This is a genomic window from Clostridium acetobutylicum ATCC 824 (genome assembly GCF_000008765.1).
GTDB classification, from domain to species: domain Bacteria; phylum Bacillota; class Clostridia; order Clostridiales; family Clostridiaceae; genus Clostridium_S; species Clostridium_S acetobutylicum.
In genome coordinates this window covers 716486-737227 of record NC_003030.1, presented here as the reverse complement: position 1 = coordinate 737227, position 20742 = coordinate 716486, and the positions used below count along the sequence as shown (strand labels likewise).

The following is a 20742-nucleotide window of genomic DNA, read 5'->3' as shown; positions in this document are numbered from 1 at the left end:
TTGATTTTGTTTAATAGGAGAGTATACAACTATGATAAAAGCAGTTATTTTTGATATGGATGGTGTGCTTATAGACAGCGAACCATTACATTTAGATTATGCGTTTAAACTTTTTAAAGAACTTAATATAACAATGACACCTAATGAGTACAGTAAATTTATCGGTACCACATCTCTATATATGTGGAGTAACATAAAGGATACATACAATTTAGAAAACACTGTAGAAAGTCTTATCAATAAAGAAAGAAATGGATTCTTTGAGTTCTTATCATCACCAAATACAAATATAAAACCCATAGATCACATACCAGAACTTCTAGGCGCCCTGAAAGAAAATAATTTCAAAACTGCAGTGGCTTCTTCTTCTCCTATGCGTGTTATAAAGTACATAATAAACAACTTTGAATTAGCGAAACAATTTAACGAGCTTGTTACTGGTGACTATGTTGAAAGAAGTAAACCAAATCCTGATATATTTCTATATGCTGCTAAAAAACTTGATGTTTCACCTGAACAATGCGTTGTTATAGAAGATTCACACAACGGAGTTTTAGCCGCTAAAAATGCTGGAATGAAGTGTATAGGTTTTAAAAATCCTAATTCCGGTAATCAAGATTTATCTAAAGCAGATACTATAATACATTCTTTTAATGAAATAGACATTTTAAATTTGTAATAAAAATTCCTTTTCAAATCTATCTGCTGTAACAGGCTTGCTATAAACATACCCTTGCACTTGATTACAGCCTATTTCTTTTACTATATTAAGCTGATCTTCTGTTTCCACACCTTCTGCTATTGTCAAAATATTCAATCCCTCAGATAGCATTACAATTGCTTTTACAATATGCCTTTTATTTAAGTCAATTGTAATGTTATCAATTAATTCCTTTGCTATTTTTAGACGATTAAAAGAAAACTTCTGAATGTAACTTAATGAAGAATATCCAGTTCCAAAATCGTCTATCGAAATTGATATTCCCATATTATCTAGTGTTAAAAATATTTGCTTAAAAATCCCTTCACCCTTCATTGCAATATTTTCTGTAATTTCTATATCAATCCAATCTGATTTTAAACCATACTTTTTCATGATTTTCTCTAAATCACTTGCAAAATCTATACTAACAAGCTGATTAGGTGATATATTAATTGACATTCTTATATTTGAATCAAATTTTTCATTCCATATACCAATTTGTTTTGCAGCTGTATTCATAACCCACTGTCCTATTTTTTCTATAGACCCAGTTTCCTCTGCAATTTTTATAAATTTATTTGGCGGAATATTACCCATTATAGGAGAATGCCACCTTATTAACGCTTCTACTCCAATTAACTTATTAGTGTTTATATCTATTTGAGGCTGATAGTAAAGTTCAAATTCTTTATCATAATCTACATTCCTAAGTAGTAATTCAATCTCGCCTTTTTCCAAAATTTCATTACTTACATGTGAATCAAAGAATGAATATCTGTTCTTTCCTTTAGATTTTGCATCATACATTGCTATATCTGCGTTTTTCATAATAACATTTCTAGATATGGCATCATGCGGAAACATTGCAACTCCTATACTAATGGTCACATTAAATAAATAATTATCTGAATAAATGGTTTCCTTACAACTATTTATTAATTTTTCACATATGTTTTTAATTTCCTCTTTACTTAACTTTCCTTCAATTATAATTACAAATTCATCTCCGCCTAATCTTGCTAAAATATTATTTTCTTTAACTGTCTTCTTTAACCTATCAGAAATTTCAATCAATACATAATCACCAATATCATGTCCATATGTATCATTTATGGTTTTAAAGCCATCTACATCTATATAAAGTATTGTTACCTGATTATCCAATTTCTTTTCATTTATAATACACTGTAATCTTTTATTTAAATATCTTCTATTATAGACATTTGTAATAGGATCGTGATTAGATATATATTCTAACTCCTGATTTTTTAATAAAAGCTCCTTTGTACGTTCCTTAATTTTCTCTTCTAATATTAAATTTATGTCCTTTTCATACGTAAGAAGTGTTTCGTTATTTATGGCCTTTTGCACATAATTACTTAATATCTCATAAGCTACAAAAATATAGAGCAGCACTAATATTTTTGAAAAATCAAACCCTCCAAATATTACATATACAGGAATTGTTAACAATAAGTATAGTCCTTTTTTTTCACTTCCGATGTTTTTAGTTTTAGAGTAAAACTCATCTGCCCATTCAAAGTTACTGTATTTTAAAACAGTTAGACCACCAAAGGCAATTATTAAAAGAGATGTGGCATACATAAAATCAATTATAGAATTAGGTACATATAAATTATAAAAATACTCATATACATAAACCAAATCAACAACTGCATATATTGCTGTACCTAAAATAGTAATATATACACCTTTGGTTAATTTACCTTTACGCACTGAAAACAAACCTGACAAAATACAATTAATAATCAAAAGATCTGTAATAATATATATAAATTCGATAATATTGTTTGCATTTTTAATAAATAAATTAAAACTTCCATGCAAAAATAAAAGCCCAAATATAATAAAACAACTTATGGATATTGCAGAAACATCTATAAAGAACTGAACTAAATTTACTCCTTTAATAAACTTTTTCATATATATATATCCAGCTGTTACTATACATATATTAGTTCCTAAATAAAAGAAATCAAATATAGTGATATTTTCCGGATTAATTCTAATTAATAATTCACAAATTGCCCATAGTATATCAGTTATCGACCATATTAGTGACCCTAAGGATAAAGTAAGCCACACACCTTTAAAACGTTCTGATTTTTTATACACGTATATTAATATAAAAAAGGAAATTAAAGTTCCTATTGGTGATAAAATATCTCCAAAAAACTTTGATTGAAAAATTGTTGAAATAAAATATAGTATAAGATAAACTCCTAATAAAATATATAAGTGCAGCGTATATTTTTTTATCATTCTCTCCTCCTTTAATTTTTAATACTAATATATCATGTAATTAATTATATCGGTAGCTTTTATTTATTAAATAGGTACAAATTTATGATTTTTCTATAAAAGTTTTTTTATTCAAAAAATAAATATAGGGAAATCAAGATGATTTATTAAATTCATATTGATTTCCCTATAAAACACGAGGTTTATTTTTTTAACCTTATTTGCTTATATCTGAAAGAACAAGCCCTTCATTGTGCTCGATTGCCCAACTTATAGACCATTCACTTTGGAATAAGAGTAAACTTCTTTCATTTACATCCTTAACAATTTTAGTATCTGATGTAAGTGTAAGATTTTCAGCATCTCCTTTTTCTATCCACCTTATATACTTAAATGGTAACCTATCCATTTTTATATCAACATTGTATTCATTTTCAAGTCTGTACTGAAGTACTTCAAATTGAAGAACACCAACAACTCCAACTATAAGTTCTTCTATTCCTATGTTTACTTCTTTAAACACCTGAATAGCACCTTCTTGAGCTATCTGTGTTATTCCTTTTATAAATTGCTTTCTCTTCATAGTATCTACAGTTCTAACTCTTGCAAAATGTTCAGGTGCAAAGATTGGAATTCCTTCAAACCTGAATTTATCAGAGCTTTTGCATAGTGTGTCTCCTATGTTAAAAATACCTGGATCAAAAACTCCTATAATATCTCCTGCATAAGCCTCATTTATTATTTCTCTATCTTGAGCTAAAAACTGCTGAGGCTGAGTAAGCTTCACAGTATTACCTTTTTGAACATGGTTTACTTCCATTCCCTTTTCAAACTTACCAGAACATATTCTCATAAACGCAATTCTGTCTCTGTGAGCCTTATTCATATTAGCTTGGATTTTAAATATAAATGCAGAAAAATCATTCTCAAATACATTTATTTCACCTTTATCAGAATTTCTAGGAGTAGGTGGTGTTGTAAGTTTTAAAAATTCTTCAAGAAATGGCTTTACTCCAAAGTTTGTAAGAGCACTTCCAAAGAAAACAGGTGTTATCTCTCCCTGCCTAACCTTCTCTATATCAAACTCATCTCCAGCTATGTCTAAAAGTTCTATATCTTCAGCAAGTTTTTCTTGCAATGCTTCTCCTAATAATTCTCCTAGTGAAGGGTCATTTACATCTCCTTCAACATCCTCTACTTCTGTTTGACCGTGATTTCCTCCATTAAAAACATGTACGGCTTTTTTTCTTCTATCATAGACACCTTTAAAATCTTTACCTGCACCTATTGGCCAGTTTATAGGATAAGACTTTATTCCAAGTTCGGTTTCTATTTCTTGAAGAAGTTCAAATGGATCTCTACTTTCTCTATCCATCTTGTTTACAAATGTAAATATAGGTATTCCCCTAAGACTACAAACATGAAAAAGCTTTTTAGTTTGAGCCTCTATACCTTTAGCTGCATCAATTACCATAACAGCACTATCAGCTGCCATGAGTGTTCTATATGTATCTTCACTAAAATCCTGGTGACCAGGGGTATCAAGTATATTAATACAATAGCCTTCATAATTAAACTGCATAACTGAAGACGTAACAGATATTCCTCTTTGCTTTTCTATTTCCATCCAGTCTGAAACTGCGTGTTTTGAAGCCTTTCTTGCCTTAACAGAACCTGCAAGTCTTATGGCTCCTCCATATAATAAAAGTTTTTCAGTAAGTGTTGTTTTTCCAGCATCTGGGTGGGATATTATGGCGAATGTACGCCTTTTTTCTATTTCACTAACCAACTCTGACATCTTATATCTCCTCTACATAGGCATATTCATAACAAATATAAATTATATCAGTTTATATAATATTTTTCAATACAATGAAATCTAGCCAAAGTCTTAGCTATATAACTATATGCTCGACCATATTTCTCTTTTATATACATAAAATTTGCTGTTAATGATATAATTAAACTAAATTTAACAATTGGAGGTTTGCAATGTATAAACTAATCGCACTTGATATGGATGGAACTCTTTTAAACGATGATAAAATAATATCTAAAAGAAATAAAGAAGCTATTAAAAAAGCTAAAAACTTAGGTTATAAGGTCGTGTTATCTACTGGTAGACCTTTAAAAGGTGTAGAGCGTTATCTTAAGGAATTGGACTTAGTCAATGATGATGATTACGCTATAGCCTTCAATGGTGGCTTAGTTCAGAATACAAAAACAGGTGAAGTTTTAGGTAAGGAATTAATGAAGTTTGAAGATTTAGATAGATTATATAAGTTAAGCCAAAAATTTAATGTAAACATACATATGTTAAGCATAAATGAGTGTATAACTCCAAAGAAAAACCCTTACACTGAAGTTGAAGTCAACATAAATCAGATTCCATTAATCGAAAAAAACTTTAACGAATTGCCCCATGATACTGTCATTGTAAAAATAATGATGATAGACTCTAAAGAAAAACTAGATAAAGTAGAAAAACTTCTTCCTAAAGAAATTTATGATGACTACTCGGTTGCAAGAAGCTCTGATATATTTCTTGAATTTTCACCCAAAGGAGTGCATAAAGGAGTTGGCCTCAAAATTTTATCTGAGCACCTTAACCTAAAGAAAGAGGAACTCATAGCAGTTGGCGATGCAGGAAATGATATAGCTATGATAGAATATGCAGGTCTTGGTGTTGCAATGGGCAATGCCTTCCCTTATGTAAAAGAATCAGCTGACTATGTAACTGATAACAATGAAACTCACGGTGTAGCAAAAGTTATAGAGAAATTTATGCTTAATCAATAAAGTATATACTGTCTTAAAAGGAACTTAAAAAAAGTTCCTTTTAACTTTTTAAAAATAACTAACTAACAAAGCTATATTTAAAGCTGTAACTATTACTGCTATTATTCCAAGTAAAACTCTGTCTAATAATGAATTAGAGAACTTTCCCATAACTTTTTTAGAAGATGTAAGATAAATTTGAGTAAATATAGTTATTGGAAGCTGTATACTTAAAATCATTTGGGAATATATTAATCCTTTAAATGGATCTTTTATAAAAAATATAATTACAGCAGCTAAAACCATAGTTATAATAACACCTATTTGAGTATGACTATCTTCTATATCATAAGGTTCCTTATATATTCCAGCAAAAATACTTCCTCCAGCCATTCCAGCCGTAACCGTTGAAGCTATACCTGAAAATAAAAGCGCCAGTGCAAATACTACAGAAGCAGAACCTCCTAAAAGCGGTTTCAATAAAGCTTGTGCTTGAGATAATTCACTTACACTAACATGCATTTTAAAAAAAGTTGATGCTGCCAATAAAACCATAGCACTGTTTATAGCAAATCCTACAATCATTGATATAATTGTATCCAAAAATTCGTATCTGAGCTGTCTTTTTATAACATCTTCCTTTTCAACATTCCATTGTCTACTTTGTATTATTTCCGAATGAAGAAATAAGTTGTGAGGCATAACAACAGCTCCCAAAACACTCATTATTATAGGCATAGAGTTTTTAGGAAAACTTGGAGACACAAAACTCACTGCTGCCACTTGCCAATTTACCTTTACCAATAAAAGCTCAAATATAAATGATAAACCTATTATTGAAACAAATCCTATAATCCACCTCTCAAGCTTTTTATAAGAGCTAGAAAAAAGCATCCAAATAACTAGCGATAACATAATTAAAGTTCCAATTTTTATAGGAAGCCTAAAGAGCATATTAAGGGCAATTGCTCCTCCAAGAAGTTCTGCCATAGCTGTAGATATTGCTGCTCCTATAGCACTGTAAAGTATTATATTTGTAAGCCAAGGTTTAAATTTCTTGCTAACAGCCTCTGAAAGACAATCACCAGTAACTATTCCAAGATGAGCAGCGTTATGTTGAAGTATTATAAGCATTATAGTTGACAAAGTAACTATCCATAAAAGCGAATATCCATAGTCTGATCCAGCAGATACATTCGATGCCCAATTTCCAGGATCTATAAAACCAACAGTTACTAAAAGCCCAGGACCAACATACTTAAAAAAATCTATTGCTGTACGTTGTGGATTATGCTTTCCTTTAAAAATATTAATTTTACGCATAAAATCACCTTCTTTTTATCTATAATTCCCCATATATATATTATAAGTCAATAAAAAATATAAGACGAAAAACTTATCTACATTACCAATTAGTAATGAGATAAACATTTCGTCTTATATTTTAACATTATTCTCTAAGCATTATCTTCCATAGATTTCAATAGAATTTCAAAGTCTTTTGTTATACTCTCTCTACTCTTCTCTGGTAAATTATCTAAAATTCTCTTACAATAGAGTTTAAAATCATCACGAATGTTTTCATATATCTTTTGTCCATTTTCCGTAAGTTTTAGAATTACATGCCTTGTATTCTCAGGGTGTATATGTCTTAAAACAAACTTTTCATCTACAAGATTATTAACTATTTTATTCACAGTGTTCTTGTCAAGATATAGTATTTTAGAAAATTCATTGGTAGACACTTCTCTCAATTTTCCTATTTCAAAAATAGCGTGAACTTGCACAACCGATATTTCAAGTTCTTCTGCCCTTTTAATTTCTATCATTCTTAATTTATCTAGCATTTTTTGCAAAACATTGATAATACAGAATTTATTCTGAGATATCATTCCACCCACCCCAATTCAGTATACTACATATATTTGAATAACAAAATTAGCTCACTATAAGTACACTCATAATAATATCACCAATTCTACTTAATTTCTATAAAAAATTTATAAATATTTACACTTCATTTTTTCCAAAGAAAACTATTTTTCTGGCAATATAAATCCAACTTTTCTCATCATTTTAGATACAGTTTTATTAGCTATGTAGGACGCTTTTTGAGCTCCTTTTTTACATATGTCCTGAAGATATGCTTTATCCTTCAAAAGCTCATTCACCTTATTCTGAATTGGTTCTAATTCTTGAATAAGTGCATCTGCAACATCTTCCTTGAATTTAGAATATCCCTGTCCTTCATATTTATCCTCTATATCTTTTACACTCATACCTGTGCAACAGCTCATTATATTCATAAGATTTTTTACTCCTGGCTGATCGTCAGTATACTTTACAACTCCTACATTATCAGTTACAGCTCTTGCAATCTTTCTTTTTATAACTTCTGGTGGATCCATTATTAAAATAAAGCTGTTTGGATTATCTGAGGACTTTGACATCTTCTTTAGAGGTTCTTGAAGACTCATTATTTTTGCTCCACCAGTTGGTATATATCCTTCTGGTATTTTAAAAGTCTCACTGTAAGTTGAATTAAATCTCTGAGCCAAATCACGAGTAAGCTCAATATGCTGAGTTTGATCCTTTCCAACTGGAACTAAGTCCGCTTGATAAATAAGTATATCTGCTGCCATTAAAACTGGATAATTTAAAAGTCCTGCTCCAATACCTGTATCCTCATATTTCTTAGATTTATCCTTGAATTGAGTCATTCTTGAAAGTTCTCCAACATACGACATACAATTAAGAATCCATTGTGCTTGAACATGTGCCGGAACATGTGATTGTATAAAAATTGTATTCTTCTCAGGATCTATCCCTGATGCAATATATGTTGCAATAAGCTGAAGTGTTCTTCTTCTTAAATCTTTTGCTTCCTGCTTTACTGTTATAGCATGTAAATCGACTATGCAATAATAACAATCATATTCATCCTGAAGTTTAACCCAGTTTTTAATTGCTCCAAAATAATTTCCTATAGTAAGTTCACCTGATGGTTGAATCCCACTAAATATGACCTTTTTATTTTCACCCATAATAAAATTTCCTCCTAACAAAATTTAAATCTACAAAATAAAAACGCCCTAAAGAACCAAAAATTCTATAGGGCGTGTATATTTCACGCGGTACCACCTATTTTCAGGAGCATAACTCCCCTCAAAATAATGTAATCTTTTCTTCCTTAACGCGGTTTACGTTTGAAATTAATAATATAAATTATATACTTTCACTTCAAATCTCAAAGACCCATTCAATTTAATCATAAATACTGCACTTTCACCAATTCACAGTTCTCTTTAATTTTGTTTTTAAATTTACTCTTCTTCTCATCGATTTTATTATGTCATTTATTATACAATGATAATATTTATATTTAAATTTGTCAACATGTTTTAATTAGTTATAGTTTTGCCTAAATACTGCAATAATATTCTCTAATGGCATGTCCTTATCTTCCAAAACTTGCATTTAATTTTGCAATATCAGGTATACCTAAACCAGTTGCTTGATTATATATTGTACCTTTTGTGGCTGTATAGAAAATATTATCATTGCTAGAACCAGTATCGTTAAGAGGATTTAAAGGTGAATTTGAGCTTTGAGCAAATTTGTATATTTGTGGATTCCAAAAACCAACTTGCGTATTGTTATTATCATTTATCAATGCACATAATCCTGCCAACTGTGGAGCTACTATGCTTGTCCCACCAATAGAACTCATTTCACCGTTCATATACACATTATAACCCGTGTATGGATCTGCATCCATCGAAATATCCGGTACATTTCTTCCAGTATCTTTACCAGTAACTATCTGTTGAGCAGCATCCCTAGTTACATTCAAAAGAAGAGGACCTTGGGGATTTGAAGCTGTCCACTGCTTAACTCCTGTAAATCTATTTACACCAGAAATACCTTTTTGGTAATCAGGAGTATCAAAAATCTTACTGAATCCTCCACCTCCACCAACAAAATATTTATCTAATTTTCCACTCGAATACAATCCATCAGCGTCAAATGCCGGATATAAATAATCCCATCCCCATGCACGTTCTTTATCTACCTTAACTGATGTCTCTTTTACAGTTCCCTGCCATGCTAATGTAGTACCACCTGCCGCTGTAATATATGGACTATCAGCTGGATTATCTACAGAAAGTTCATATGATGGTGGTGTATTTTCTTTTGAATCATAGGCCCCAGAATCTCCAGCAGCTGCAAACATAGAAATACCTTGCGCTGCAGCCTGCATAAATAATTGATTAAATGCTTCTGCATACCCCTTGGTTTCTTGACCTTGTGATACTAAATATGAAATGAGGTCTTCACTCTCTCCCCAACTTGCAGATATCTGATGACATTTATTTTCATTAATTACATTAGCAAAGGCATCCACAAAACCCGGATCAGTATTTGGGGCAACATATACATTAACTTCAGCCTTTGGAGCTAATGCACCTGATTGCTCTACATCAAGTGTTGTTTCGTCTGCCCCATCATTACCGGAACCACCATCAACATTAATGACTTTTATACGCCTTTTGTCAGTTTTAATACCTTCTTGTTTCCAAAACGAATATGCATCATTTGGATTAAATTCAGCTAAGGTAACAATACCTATGCTTTCATTCTTACCACTTGCACCATTTTTATATAAAGGTTGTACATTATAATGCTTAATTAAATCTGAAGGATTAAGAGAAAGAGGTCCATTACTGTTTGAAGGCTTAAATTCATTTGGAACCTTTACAGTTTTCGTTGTATAGCTTGAATAACTACTTAAACCTAAAATACATAAAATGTTATCAGCAATTTTTTTAGGAAGTTTAGGCTGCTTTTTACTGGCATGAAAGTTTTTTCCCTTATATGACGCATGCTTAAGTTCAACATTAAACGCTTTATTTATTTGATCTGCTGTTCCGGTAGCCGTAACAATTAAATTATCTTGATATACTTCACTTTTAATGCCAAAAGCTTTTAAATATTCAGTCAATTCATTGATTTGTTTCGATTTTGGAGCAAATGACTTTTTAAACTCAGCTACACTTAAATATCTTCTATAATTAGAACTTTTAGGTGTAACTGTATCATTAATATATTGTTGAAGTTCAGATTTGTTTTGAAGCTTTATTACAATATCAATTGTTACCTGAGTATTTGGATCTAAATCCCCTAAAAACGAAGCTTTATTGGCTATAGTATCGCCTACTCCCTCTGTAACACCAACATCCCCCTGAGGCTCTGCGTGGACAATGCTTGCAAAGCTGCCCATAGTTATAAACACTGCTGTGCTTATCGTTAACATCCTTTTTACATAACTATTCATTAATTTTTCCCCCTTTTAATTATCATTTTTTTAAAAATAGTATGTTTTTTTTATTATATACTATATAAACGCATGTTTACAATAGTAACTTTTAATTTTTTGTTTTTTTACCATTATTTTATTAAATTGAAAATAGAGTTTAATAAAATAAAATATTAAATAATATAAAAAGAAAGAGTAAAATTTATTCAATATATGAATTAAATTATTTATATTAGGCATAATATAAATGTTCCATATATCAATAAAACTATGTGAGGAGGAGTTAATTTTGGATGACAAAAAAACTTATGCTCCTCATATGAGGAACTACTTTGAACAGAGGCCTAAAGATATAAGGTCATATTCCGAATATGACTATACACCAATGCCTGATCCTGTAGTAGACCCCATAGTAAGCAACAACATAGCTACATGGGAGTTTGATTATACCTACAATGGAGATGACGACGTTTTTAAAACATCTAAATACCTTAACTGATTAAAGTAGCTCGCAAACTCCTATACCAAAACTAAATTTATATCTCTTTCAAAACATCAACTCAAAGCAACTATTTAGTAAACTAGTTGCTTTGAAAACCAAAGATGGGATTGCTTAATGCAATCCCATTTTAATTTAAACCTGCTATCTATGAAAATCTATTATTTTCTTTCTGACACTACTCCTTACAGCAATCTTTTTTGCCTTTTCTTGAAAATATTTTTGAGAATTTAAAGTATCATGACTATCCTCTATTCTTTCATAAGAACCATCACTTCTCAATCTTCTTGCCTTTACATTATCCATAAGGTACGTCTTAAGCTGTTCTTTTATCATAAATTTATTTTTTTTATCTTCAACTGGAAACAGTATTTCAACTCTTCTATCCAGATTTCTTGTCATCCAATCAGCACTTGAAAGATATACTTTTTCTTCTTCCCCATTATAAAAATAAAATATTCTGCTGTGCTCTAAAAATCTTCCAACTATACTTATAACATTTATATTCCTACTTATCTCACCATAATTAGGTCTTAAACAGCATATTCCTCTTACAATTAAATCTATTACAACACCCGCAAAAGATGCCTCATAAAGCTTTGTTATTAACTCTCTATCTACAAGAGCATTTATCTTAACTATAATTCTTGCATTCTTCCCTTCCTTTGCACTCTTAATTTGTTCGTTTATCAAATCTATAAATTTACTCCTCATATTAAGAGGTGCTACAAAAAGCTTGTTCATACTGCTTATCTTAGCATATCCAGACAGCATATTGAAAATTGAAGAAGCATCTTTTGCAATCATATCATTTGAAGTAAATAACCCTAAATCAGTATAAAAATTAGCCGTTACATCATTATAGTTCCCTGTGGCCATATGAACATAACTTTTAATTCTACCTACTTCTTTTCTGACTACAATAAGCAGTTTTCCATGAGTTTTTAATCCTACAAGTCCATATATGACATGACATCCTGACTTTTCAAGTCTTTTTGCCCAAACTATATTATTTTCTTCATCAAATCTTGCTTTTAACTCTACTAAAACCGTTACTTCTTTTCCATTTTCAGCAGCTTCCATTAAAGCCTCTACAATAGGTGATTTACCACTCACTCTATAAAGTGTTTGTTTTATTGCTAGAACATTAGGATCAGAAGCTGCTTTTTTCACAAAATCAACTACGTGTTGAAAGGATTGGTACGGATGATACAAAAGCACATCTTTTTCCCTTATTACTTCAAACATACTCTTATCTTTTATATTAAACTCCGGTACTACTTGGGCTTCAAATTTTGGGTATCGTAAACATTCATATCCCTTAATAGCTGCAATTTTATTTAGAAAGGTCAAATCTATAGCACCATCTATCTTATATACATCAGCTTCATCTGCCTCTACCTCTGTTCTCAATATATTTAAAAGCTTTATATCTATATTCTTTTCCACTTCTATTCTTATAACTTCTCCCCATTTTCTTCTCCTTATAGACTGTTCTATAGTCTCAAGTAAATCTTCTGCACCCTCTTCATCTATTGCCAAATCAGCATTTCTAGTTATTCTGTAACAGCTCATGTTTAAAATTTTATGACCATTAAATAATTCTTTAGAAAACATCTTTATTACATCCTCTAAAAGAATAAACTTATTTCCCATAGGAAGCTTTACAAGCCTACCTATTACAGAGGGAACCTGAACTGTACCAAATATAACTGAATCATTATCACCCTCTATTAAAAGTGCAATATTAAGACTTTTATTTAATATGAGAGGAAAAGGCCTACTTTTATCGACTACTATAGGAGTAATTACTGGAAAAATTGTATTGTAGTAATAATTAGTTATGTACTTTTTCTGTGTATCACTTAATTCTTTAGGGTTTATAAGGGTAATTTCTTGTTTTTTTAAGTCACAAATAAGTTCCTTAAAACACAAGTACTCTTCATATACCATAAAGTGAACCTTTTCTCTTATCAATTGAAGCTTCTTAAGAGGTGTATATCCGGCAATATCCGGTATAGTAATACCAGCACTTATCTGGTCAACTATAGACGCTACCCTTACCATAAAAAATTCATCTAAATTAGAACTTGCTATAGATAAAAATCTAAATCTCTCAAGAAGTGGATTAGTTTTATTCTTCCGCCTCCTCCAAAACTCTTCTATTAAATTTCTATCAGCTAAGTTCTCTATTTATAAAGCTCCTACTTCCAAACGGTTTCCAAAAGTATCAACCCCCATCTAACCTTAGAATTCTTCATAGTTTAGTATAACTAGAAAACAATATTATAAACGTATAGAATTGATTTATTAATACTATGCTATATTTATCAAAAATTTTTCGAGGTGATGATATTGAAGCATATTGGAATAATTGATGTAGGCTCAAATTCTGTAAGACTTCTGTTTGCAGAAATAACAAGTAAAAGTTCCTTTAAAATACTAACTGAATTTAAAGAATATGTAAGACTAGGCTCTGGTTTTGATTCTAAAGGAAATATTACTGATAACAAAATAGACTCTTTAATAAGTGTTCTAAATTTGTATAAAAATTTTTGCAATAGGTTTGAAGATACAGAAATGGTTGTAACTGCTACAGAAGCTTTTAGGAGAGCTAAAAATCAAGAGTCTATTATACAAACTGTAAAGAATAACCTAAATTTAAATATAAGAGTCCTTTCAGGAGAAGAAGAAGCTTATTATGATTATTTTGCCGCAATAAATACCTTAGATATAAAGGATGGCCTTATAATGGATATTGGTGGTTCAAGTACAGAACTTATATTAGTAGCAAACAGAACTTTAAAAGAATGCGTGAGTCTTCAATTTGGTGCCATAACTTTAATTGAAAAGTTTAATATTAAAGATTCTATAGATGAGAAGCAAGAGAAAATGCTAAAAGATTTTTTACTAGAAAGCTTTTCCAGCATTCCATGGCTAAAAAGTATTTCCTCAACTACTTTAATAGGTATAGGAGGAAGTATCCGAAACATAGGAAAAATATCAAAGAAACAAAAAGATTATCCTCTTAATTTAATACACAATTACATTATGCCTGCAAAATCTGCAGAGGACATATATAATGATGTAAAAAATAAAACACTTGAGCAGAGAAAAAAAATAAAGGGACTATCAAAGGACAGAGCTGATATCTTTGTAGGCGCCTCCTTAGCAGTATCTATGCTAGTAAATATTTTAAGCATAAATGAAATTATAATTTGCAGAAATGGCTTGAGAGAAGGTCTTTTACTATCAAAATTATTTCATAAAAAACCAATAGATAATATACTAGACTTTTCCATAAACAATGTACTTATCAACAACAGTATAAATATTACCCACAGCTTTCACGTTTACAAACTCACAAGTCTACTGTTTTCATCATTACAGTCTGTGCACAAAATTAATATATCACTTGATAAAGTCATAAAAACAGCATCAATGTTTCATAATGCTGGAGTAAATATATCTTACTATTATCATCACAGGCATTCCGCATACATAATACTAAATTCCTCCTTATACGGTATTTCCCATAAAGAATGCGTAATGAGCGCATGCATTGACATATACCAAAGAAGTGAAAACATACAATCTATGTTAAATGAATACGGTAATATGCTTGAAAAAGAAGACATTTACGCAATAAAAGTTATAGGGATACTTTTAAGAATTGCTGAAAATCTTGATAAGGATCTATCCGGTTCAATATACGATTTAAAGTGTATAGTCGACGATGCTGTTGTTATAATAAAAACCTATTCTAAAGAGCCATCAGATTTCCTTATAAGTGAAGCTCAAAATTCCTCTGGCTTATTCAAAAATACTTTCAACAAGTCTCTTTATATAGTATAAAATTTAATAACTTATCCTAATTCAAATTCATAATATAAAGTAAGCATTGTAATAAAATTAAAGGAGGATTCATGAAGAAAGCTTATTTTAAACTATTAACATTGTTTACTTTATTATTATGCATTACCTTTACAGGTTGTTCAAAACCAACTAATAGTTCATTAACTACTGTAAGACTAAATGAGGTTACTCGCTCTATTTTCTATGCCCCAATGTATGTTGCCATAAAAAACGGATACTTCAAAGAAAACGGAATAAATCTTGACCTTTCTACTGGTGAAGGTGCCGATAAGACTATGCAGCAGGTTTTAAGTAAAAGTGCTGACATAGGTTTTTGTGGTCCTGAACAGGTTATATATATTTACAACAAACATAGAAAAGATTACCCTATAGTTTTTGCTAAGCTTACACAAAAGGATGGTTCATTTCTTGTAGGCAGACATGAAAATAAATCTTTTACTTGGAAAAATCTAAAGGGTAAAACAGTAATAGGCGGTAGACCTGGAGGAGTACCTGAAATGGCTTTTGAGTATGCACTTAAAAGCAATGGTTTAAAGCCAGGCAAGGACGTAAATATAATAACTAATATAAACTTTTCTTCTGTCGGTGGAGCCTTTAAAGGGGGTACTGGTGATTATGCAACCTTATTTGAACCTACAGGAAGCCTTTTAGAACAAAGTAAAGCTGGATATATAAATGCATCTGTTGGAACTGCTGCTGGATATCTTCCATATACCTGTTTCTTCACTACCAAATCTTATATAAACAAAAACCCAAAAGTAATACAGGGTTTTACTAATGCCATTTACAAAGGACAGCTTTGGATGAGTAAACACTCTGATAAAGAAACAGCATCACTAATAAAATCATTTTTTCCTGGAAGCAGCACAACTTTAATACAAAACTCTATAAAAAACTATAAAAGTATAGATGCTTATGCATCAAATCCACTTCTTAAAGAAGAAGAAATGAATAGATTTATGGATATAATTCAGTCTTATGACAAAGATCTCATTAAAACTAGACCTGCCTTTAACACTATAACAAATGAGAAATTTGCTAAAGAAGCCATTAAAAATATAAAGTAAGTTTTATGGAGATGATAAAATGGATAAGGTATATATAAAAAATGTATCTGTTAATTATCACTCAGTTTCAGCAGAGACAAAAGCACTAAAGAATATAAGTTTCAAAGTACCAGATGGTGATTTTGTAAGCATTGTAGGGCCCTCCGGCTGCGGAAAATCTACTCTTTTAAATATAATTGCTGGACTTTTAAAGCCTTCTTCGGGAGAAGTTTTTATCGACAATATATTAGTAAAGGGAGTATCTCCTAAGATAGGTTACATGTTTCAAAAGGATAATCTATTTCAATGGCTAAGTGTATGGGATAATGTTGCTCTAGGTCTTAAAATAAAGAAAGAATTAAATGATAAAACAAAACAGAAGATTGAAGAACTTTTAGAAAAGTATGATCTTAAGGATTTTAAAGATCATCATCCAAATGAATTATCTGGAGGAATGCGACAAAGAGTTGCTCTCATAAGAACTCTTGTACTTGATCCTGAAGTACTCCTTTTAGACGAACCTTTTTCAGCTTTAGATTATCAAACCAGGCTAAACGTTGGAAGCGAAATATGTGAAATTATAAAAACTGAGTGCAAAACTGCTATAATGGTAACTCATGACATAGCCGAAGCAGTCTCTATTTCTAAAAGAGTAATTGTGCTTTCCAAGCGTCCAGCGACACTAAAGAAAGATGTAAAAATAACTCTTCCTGATGTATCTCCTATTAAAAGACGTGAGTGTCCTGATTTTTCACTGTATTTTAATGATGTTTGGAAGGAGATGGATATCAATGAAGGTTAGCGTTGAACATCAAAACTACATTAAAAAATTAAAACGAGAGAAGCATAAAATTACTCTAACACGAATTCTTATACTGATTTCTATATTTGTTCTTTGGGAAATAGCCGGTGATTTAAATATAATAGATCCTTTTTTAACAAGCACTCCTTCAAGAATGCTCCAAAGTCTAATTAAAATTTATGGAGAAGGAGCTTTATTTACACACATAGGTATAACTTGTTTTGAAACTGTAGTTGGCTTTCTTTTAAGTACTATTTTAGGTACCTTCATAGCAATACTTCTATGGTGGTCGGATTTTGCCTCAAAAGTTTTAGATCCTTATCTAGTTGTACTAAACTCTCTTCCTAAGATTGCCTTAGCTCCAATAATAATCTTCTGGATGGGAAATGGAATAAAAGCAATAATAGTAATTACAGTTTTAATATCAATCGTTGTAACCATAATAACTGTATTAAATAGTTTTAAAGAAGTTGAAGATGAAAAAATAAAGCTTATGAAAACCTTTGGTGCAAATAAATTTCAGATTCTAAAACATTTAATAATTCCTTCTTCAATCCCAACTTTAATGTCAGCATTAAAAATAAACGTTGGTTTATCTTGGGTTGGTGTAATAATGGGAGAATTCCTGGTAGCAAAAGAAGGCCTTGGTTTCTTAATTGTTTATGGCGGACAAATTTCTGAACTAGACATGGTAATGATGAGTATAATAATACTCTCAATTCTAGCTTACCTAATGTATGTAGCTGTAGCCATTTTTGAAAAGAGACTACAAAAAAGATTTTAATGAATTGTAAAAACGCCAATGAATATACTATAGTGTCTTCATTGACGTTCTTTTGTGTTCCAATACTACAGGCTCTAAGGCTATAAAATCCTCTATTTCCGTTTTAACTGACATTACCTCTTCAACCTTAAGCCTTTTCTTTAAAGCTTTCATTATAACTTCAAGATTTTCTCGAGAAATTATTTCGGTTAATATATTTACAACCGCGCACCTAATTCCGTGGTATTCGTTATTTAGTTCCTCTATAAGTAGCTTTAAATATGTAGTCTCTCCTACCATATACAAAGCCTTATAAAAGTTAATTTTTACCCACTTAACCTCTTCTTTTTCAAGTGCACATATAAGAAATTCTCTTATATCGTGGTTTATTCTGACTGCAATCTCTGATATGGATACTAATGCATAGCCTCTTACCAAATAGCTTTTATCCTCTAAAACCTTACTCTTTAAAAGCTGAAGAATCTTTTGTGAATTACTGCTACAAAGTGAATCACAAGCATTTATTCTTACTAATTCATTCTTATCATCTATCAAATTAATTAATATTTCTTCTCCCTCTTTATTAACCTTAGAAAATAAAATTTCAGCTACTCTACATCTTACATCACTATTAGAATTTCTCGAGAAATATTTTAAAACTTCAAAATCATATTCATTAAACTCTTCTTTTTCTTCAATCTCGTCTAACTTATTAAAGTACTTTTCCATATAAATACCTCATTCATTATTATAAAACTATTAATATATTTATAAAAATACACTATAGCACTTATAAATATATGCTGAAAATACTTATCAAACATTATTAAAAGTTAGTTATATTAGCTTTTTAAAGGCATTAGCTATAACTAACGATTTTTACTAATAAATTATAGCATACTCCAATGGTATATTTCATTAAATATTACTTTTAATCTAAAAAATTAATTTCAACTTTCATTATTACTTTTTTTCATGTCCACACAAAAGCTTTACTATAGCGCTGGGAACTATAGGTATTAAATATGCAAAGAAAATTCCCATTGTAAAACTTGTACCAAACATCATAAGCAAGAAACCGAAATCATCGTTGGAATTATTGATACTATCTCCTATAACAGCTGATAAAATCATTACAAAAATCAAGCCAAAAATATATATAATGCTTGAAAACAAGATATACAAAAAATTTTGACCAAAACTCATTTTTGAATACATTACATAATTAAATATAATTGCATAAATAACTAATACTATAAGAGCAAAAATAAGTAGATTCATAATTACTTCTCCAGCAGTGTTTTGACAAAGCATTGCAAATACGCATCCAAACACGTATGTTATAACAAATACTATTGGTAAATTGTACTTCTTTAGTGCTTCTTTCATAATTAACTCCTTAAATTGTATAATTTAAAATTGTTTAATACTCTACAATTTTAAATGATTGATATGCTATTTTCAAGAATTAATTAAGTATAGCTTAACTTTTCCTAGAACCTTATTCTTATATTACATAATAATACTACTTTTTCATATTATTCATAAGTTCCCCATGTCTTTTTTCATCATCAAGTATCTCTTTAATAGCCTTAAATTTATCCTGAAGAGGTAAATATGCTTCAGCAGCCTTAAATTCACCTTTTTCTAAAATACCAAGAGTAAATTTAAGTCCAAAGATGCTATAAATGATATACACAAAATTAGCCTTTAATTTTTTAGGTATCAATTTTTCTTCGGTATACTTTTTGAGTATTGCTGCATGTTTTCCTTCGTCAGCAGCAATGCTCAAAAATGTTTTTTTATACTCTTCTTCCTTTAGTATAGATGATAGTTTTTTATATACTATTACAGCATCTAACTCTCCCTGCTGCGCTTTTATTAATTTTTTTCTTTCTTTACTTGTAATATCCTCTTTTATAATTTCTTCATCCCCTTTTTTAAGTTATAAAATGTATCTTATTATATCAAATTCTTTGCATATTTTATATAATATATGCAAAATATAAACTTGAAGTAAATGATGGAGGTGATATTTATGCAACAACCTAAACTCGGAGTACATGAAACAATGGAATTACATGAGCTTTTAACATTCAAAAATTTGTGTTTAACAAAAACAACTGTCATGACCGGATTAGTTTCTGATCCCAACCTAAAGTCAATTTTACAAGATGACATCAGTACAACAAAAAGACAAATAGGAGAACTTAAAGAACTTATAAAGGATTCGGATATGTGTTCTCCAGAAGGTGTTATGCATCAATAATTAAAAAGGAGGTCCTACTATGAATAGTGTTTTAGAAAGTATAACGGGAATGGATGTGCTTAATGATCACGTCGTGGCAACAGACTTCTTAATTTCAACTAAGTCTGGAGTAAAAAACTATGCTGTAGCTATAACTGAAACAGCTACACCTAGAGTAAGAGCTATTTTAAGGAAACATCTTGATGAAGGTATAAACTGCCACGAAAAAATATTGAACTACATGATGACAAACGGTTATTACCATCCCTATAATATGCAAGAACAATATAAAACTGATATGAAATCAACTGAAACCTCTTTGAATCTAAACAGGTAAATATTGCATATAATTTAACATAATTACATCTTCTCATCTTGAAATATATTCAATTATCTCTAATTAAAATTTTATAACTAAAACACCAAAACATGTAATCGTTATTATTTT

19 protein-coding genes and 1 other annotated feature are annotated in these 20742 nt (G+C 30.2%); of the genes, 9 read left to right on the top strand and 10 right to left on the bottom strand.

What is annotated here, in order from left to right:
* Positions 1-31 precede the first annotated feature (31 nt).
* On the top strand, positions 32-679 hold the full coding sequence (locus tag CA_RS03430) for an HAD family hydrolase (protein WP_010963951.1): 648 nt from the start codon (positions 32-34) through the stop codon (positions 677-679).
* Here CA_RS03430 and CA_RS03425 read toward each other — a convergent pair.
* A complete protein-coding gene (locus CA_RS03425; protein WP_010963950.1) occupies positions 668-2986 on the bottom strand; it encodes a GGDEF and EAL domain-containing protein in 2319 nt (772 codons plus the stop codon). The two genes, CA_RS03430 and CA_RS03425, sit on opposite strands and share 12 nt — an antisense overlap.
* A 196-nt stretch (positions 2987-3182) precedes the next feature.
* A complete protein-coding gene (locus tag CA_RS03420) occupies positions 3183-4763 on the bottom strand; it encodes a peptide chain release factor 3 (RefSeq protein ID WP_010963949.1) in 1581 nt (526 codons plus the stop codon).
* A gap of 194 nt (positions 4764-4957) precedes the next feature.
* Here CA_RS03420 and yidA point away from each other — a divergent pair, with 194 nt between their 5' ends.
* Positions 4958-5764, top strand: coding sequence for a sugar-phosphatase (gene yidA, locus CA_RS03415; RefSeq protein ID WP_010963948.1), 807 nt, complete (start codon positions 4958-4960; stop codon positions 5762-5764).
* A 48-nt stretch (positions 5765-5812) separates the two neighbouring features.
* On the opposite strand, the gene CA_RS03410 is transcribed toward yidA, so the two are convergent.
* The 4 genes from CA_RS03410 to CA_RS03395 all read right to left on the bottom strand — a co-directional run bounded on the left by CA_RS03410 (position 5813) and on the right by CA_RS03395 (position 11078).
* Positions 5813-7066, bottom strand: a complete 1254-nt coding sequence (locus CA_RS03410; RefSeq protein ID WP_010963947.1) for an Nramp family divalent metal transporter — start codon at positions 7064-7066, stop codon at positions 5813-5815.
* Between the two features lie 134 nt (positions 7067-7200).
* Positions 7201-7635: a MarR family winged helix-turn-helix transcriptional regulator gene (locus CA_RS03405; protein WP_010963946.1), complete on the bottom strand. Its 435-nt coding sequence runs from the start codon at positions 7633-7635 to the stop codon at positions 7201-7203.
* Between the two features lie 144 nt (positions 7636-7779).
* The gene (gene trpS, locus CA_RS03400; protein WP_014518857.1) at positions 7780-8787 is read right to left on the bottom strand and encodes a tryptophan--tRNA ligase; all 1008 of its coding nucleotides are present in this window, start codon (positions 8785-8787) and stop codon (positions 7780-7782) included.
* A gap of 65 nt (positions 8788-8852) precedes the next feature.
* Positions 8853-9091: a binding site (T-box leader), on the bottom strand.
* A 109-nt stretch (positions 9092-9200) separates the two neighbouring features.
* Positions 9201-11078, bottom strand: a complete 1878-nt coding sequence (locus CA_RS03395; RefSeq protein WP_010963944.1) for a S53 family peptidase — start codon at positions 11076-11078, stop codon at positions 9201-9203.
* A gap of 271 nt (positions 11079-11349) precedes the next feature.
* Between CA_RS03395 and CA_RS03385 the strand changes: the two genes are divergently transcribed.
* Positions 11350-11559 (top strand): hypothetical protein, encoded by a 210-nt coding sequence (locus tag CA_RS03385; protein ID WP_010963942.1) that lies wholly within the window; start codon positions 11350-11352, stop codon positions 11557-11559.
* Positions 11560-11703: 144 nt separating this feature from the next.
* Here CA_RS03385 and ppk1 read toward each other — a convergent pair whose 3' ends face one another.
* Positions 11704-13725: a polyphosphate kinase 1 gene (ppk1, locus tag CA_RS03380; RefSeq protein ID WP_423191769.1), complete on the bottom strand. Its 2022-nt coding sequence runs from the start codon at positions 13723-13725 to the stop codon at positions 11704-11706.
* A gap of 183 nt (positions 13726-13908) precedes the next feature.
* Between ppk1 and ppx the strand changes: the two genes are divergently transcribed.
* From ppx to CA_RS03360, 4 genes are all read left to right on the top strand, one after another.
* Positions 13909-15414, top strand: a complete 1506-nt coding sequence (gene ppx / locus CA_RS03375) for an exopolyphosphatase (protein WP_241393177.1) — start codon at positions 13909-13911, stop codon at positions 15412-15414.
* 71 nt (positions 15415-15485) lie between these two features.
* A complete protein-coding gene (locus CA_RS03370) occupies positions 15486-16502 on the top strand; it encodes an ABC transporter substrate-binding protein (RefSeq protein WP_010963939.1) in 1017 nt (338 codons plus the stop codon).
* A gap of 19 nt (positions 16503-16521) precedes the next feature.
* Complete coding sequence (locus CA_RS03365) at positions 16522-17283, top strand: ABC transporter ATP-binding protein (RefSeq protein WP_010963938.1); 762 nt, start codon at positions 16522-16524, stop codon at positions 17281-17283.
* Positions 17273-18067 carry an ABC transporter permease gene (locus CA_RS03360; protein WP_010963937.1) on the top strand — a complete coding sequence of 265 codons (795 nt, stop codon included), beginning with the start codon at positions 17273-17275 and terminating at the stop codon, positions 18065-18067. The genes CA_RS03365 and CA_RS03360 overlap by 11 nt, the downstream gene beginning before the upstream one ends.
* A gap of 27 nt (positions 18068-18094) precedes the next feature.
* Here CA_RS03360 and CA_RS03355 read toward each other — a convergent pair whose 3' ends face one another.
* From CA_RS03355 to CA_RS03345, 3 genes are all read right to left on the bottom strand, one after another.
* Positions 18095-18775: a HEAT repeat domain-containing protein gene (locus CA_RS03355; RefSeq protein ID WP_010963936.1), complete on the bottom strand. Its 681-nt coding sequence runs from the start codon at positions 18773-18775 to the stop codon at positions 18095-18097.
* A gap of 234 nt (positions 18776-19009) precedes the next feature.
* Positions 19010-19435 carry a hypothetical protein gene (locus CA_RS03350; RefSeq protein WP_010963935.1) on the bottom strand — a complete coding sequence of 142 codons (426 nt, stop codon included), beginning with the start codon at positions 19433-19435 and terminating at the stop codon, positions 19010-19012.
* Between the two features lie 136 nt (positions 19436-19571).
* Positions 19572-19928: a ferritin family protein gene (locus CA_RS03345; protein ID WP_077836351.1), complete on the bottom strand. Its 357-nt coding sequence runs from the start codon at positions 19926-19928 to the stop codon at positions 19572-19574.
* A 156-nt stretch (positions 19929-20084) separates the two neighbouring features.
* On the opposite strand from CA_RS03345, the gene CA_RS03340 reads away from it, so the two are divergent.
* Positions 20085-20315, top strand: coding sequence for a spore coat protein CotF (locus tag CA_RS03340; protein WP_010963934.1), 231 nt, complete (start codon positions 20085-20087; stop codon positions 20313-20315).
* Between the two features lie 19 nt (positions 20316-20334).
* Positions 20335-20631 (top strand): spore coat protein, encoded by a 297-nt coding sequence (locus CA_RS03335; protein WP_010963933.1) that lies wholly within the window; start codon positions 20335-20337, stop codon positions 20629-20631.
* The last annotated feature ends 111 nt before the right edge of the window (positions 20632-20742 follow it).

What these genes read in the sequence shown, in the direction of transcription:
- CA_RS03430 (WP_010963951.1), top strand. Translation starts at nt 32, where the DNA reads ATGATAAAAGCAGTTATTTTTGATATGGATGGTGTGCTTATAGACAGC.
- CA_RS03425 (WP_010963950.1), bottom strand. Translation starts at nt 2,986, where the DNA reads ATGATAAAAAAATATACGCTGCACTTATATATTTTATTAGGAGTTTAT.
- CA_RS03420 (WP_010963949.1), bottom strand. Translation starts at nt 4,763, where the DNA reads ATGTCAGAGTTGGTTAGTGAAATAGAAAAAAGGCGTACATTCGCCATA.
- yidA (WP_010963948.1), top strand. Translation starts at nt 4,958, where the DNA reads ATGTATAAACTAATCGCACTTGATATGGATGGAACTCTTTTAAACGAT.
- CA_RS03410 (WP_010963947.1), bottom strand. Translation starts at nt 7,066, where the DNA reads ATGCGTAAAATTAATATTTTTAAAGGAAAGCATAATCCACAACGTACA.
- CA_RS03405 (WP_010963946.1), bottom strand. Translation starts at nt 7,635, where the DNA reads ATGATATCTCAGAATAAATTCTGTATTATCAATGTTTTGCAAAAAATG.
- trpS (WP_014518857.1), bottom strand. Translation starts at nt 8,787, where the DNA reads ATGGGTGAAAATAAAAAGGTCATATTTAGTGGGATTCAACCATCAGGT.
- CA_RS03395 (WP_010963944.1), bottom strand. Translation starts at nt 11,078, where the DNA reads ATGAATAGTTATGTAAAAAGGATGTTAACGATAAGCACAGCAGTGTTT.
- ppx (WP_241393177.1), top strand. Translation starts at nt 13,909, where the DNA reads ATGATATTGAAGCATATTGGAATAATTGATGTAGGCTCAAATTCTGTA.
- CA_RS03370 (WP_010963939.1), top strand. Translation starts at nt 15,486, where the DNA reads ATGAAGAAAGCTTATTTTAAACTATTAACATTGTTTACTTTATTATTA.
- CA_RS03365 (WP_010963938.1), top strand. Translation starts at nt 16,522, where the DNA reads ATGGATAAGGTATATATAAAAAATGTATCTGTTAATTATCACTCAGTT.
- CA_RS03360 (WP_010963937.1), top strand. Translation starts at nt 17,273, where the DNA reads ATGAAGGTTAGCGTTGAACATCAAAACTACATTAAAAAATTAAAACGA.
- CA_RS03355 (WP_010963936.1), bottom strand. Translation starts at nt 18,775, where the DNA reads ATGGAAAAGTACTTTAATAAGTTAGACGAGATTGAAGAAAAAGAAGAG.
- CA_RS03350 (WP_010963935.1), bottom strand. Translation starts at nt 19,435, where the DNA reads ATGAAAGAAGCACTAAAGAAGTACAATTTACCAATAGTATTTGTTATA.
- CA_RS03340 (WP_010963934.1), top strand. Translation starts at nt 20,085, where the DNA reads ATGCAACAACCTAAACTCGGAGTACATGAAACAATGGAATTACATGAG.
- CA_RS03335 (WP_010963933.1), top strand. Translation starts at nt 20,335, where the DNA reads ATGAATAGTGTTTTAGAAAGTATAACGGGAATGGATGTGCTTAATGAT.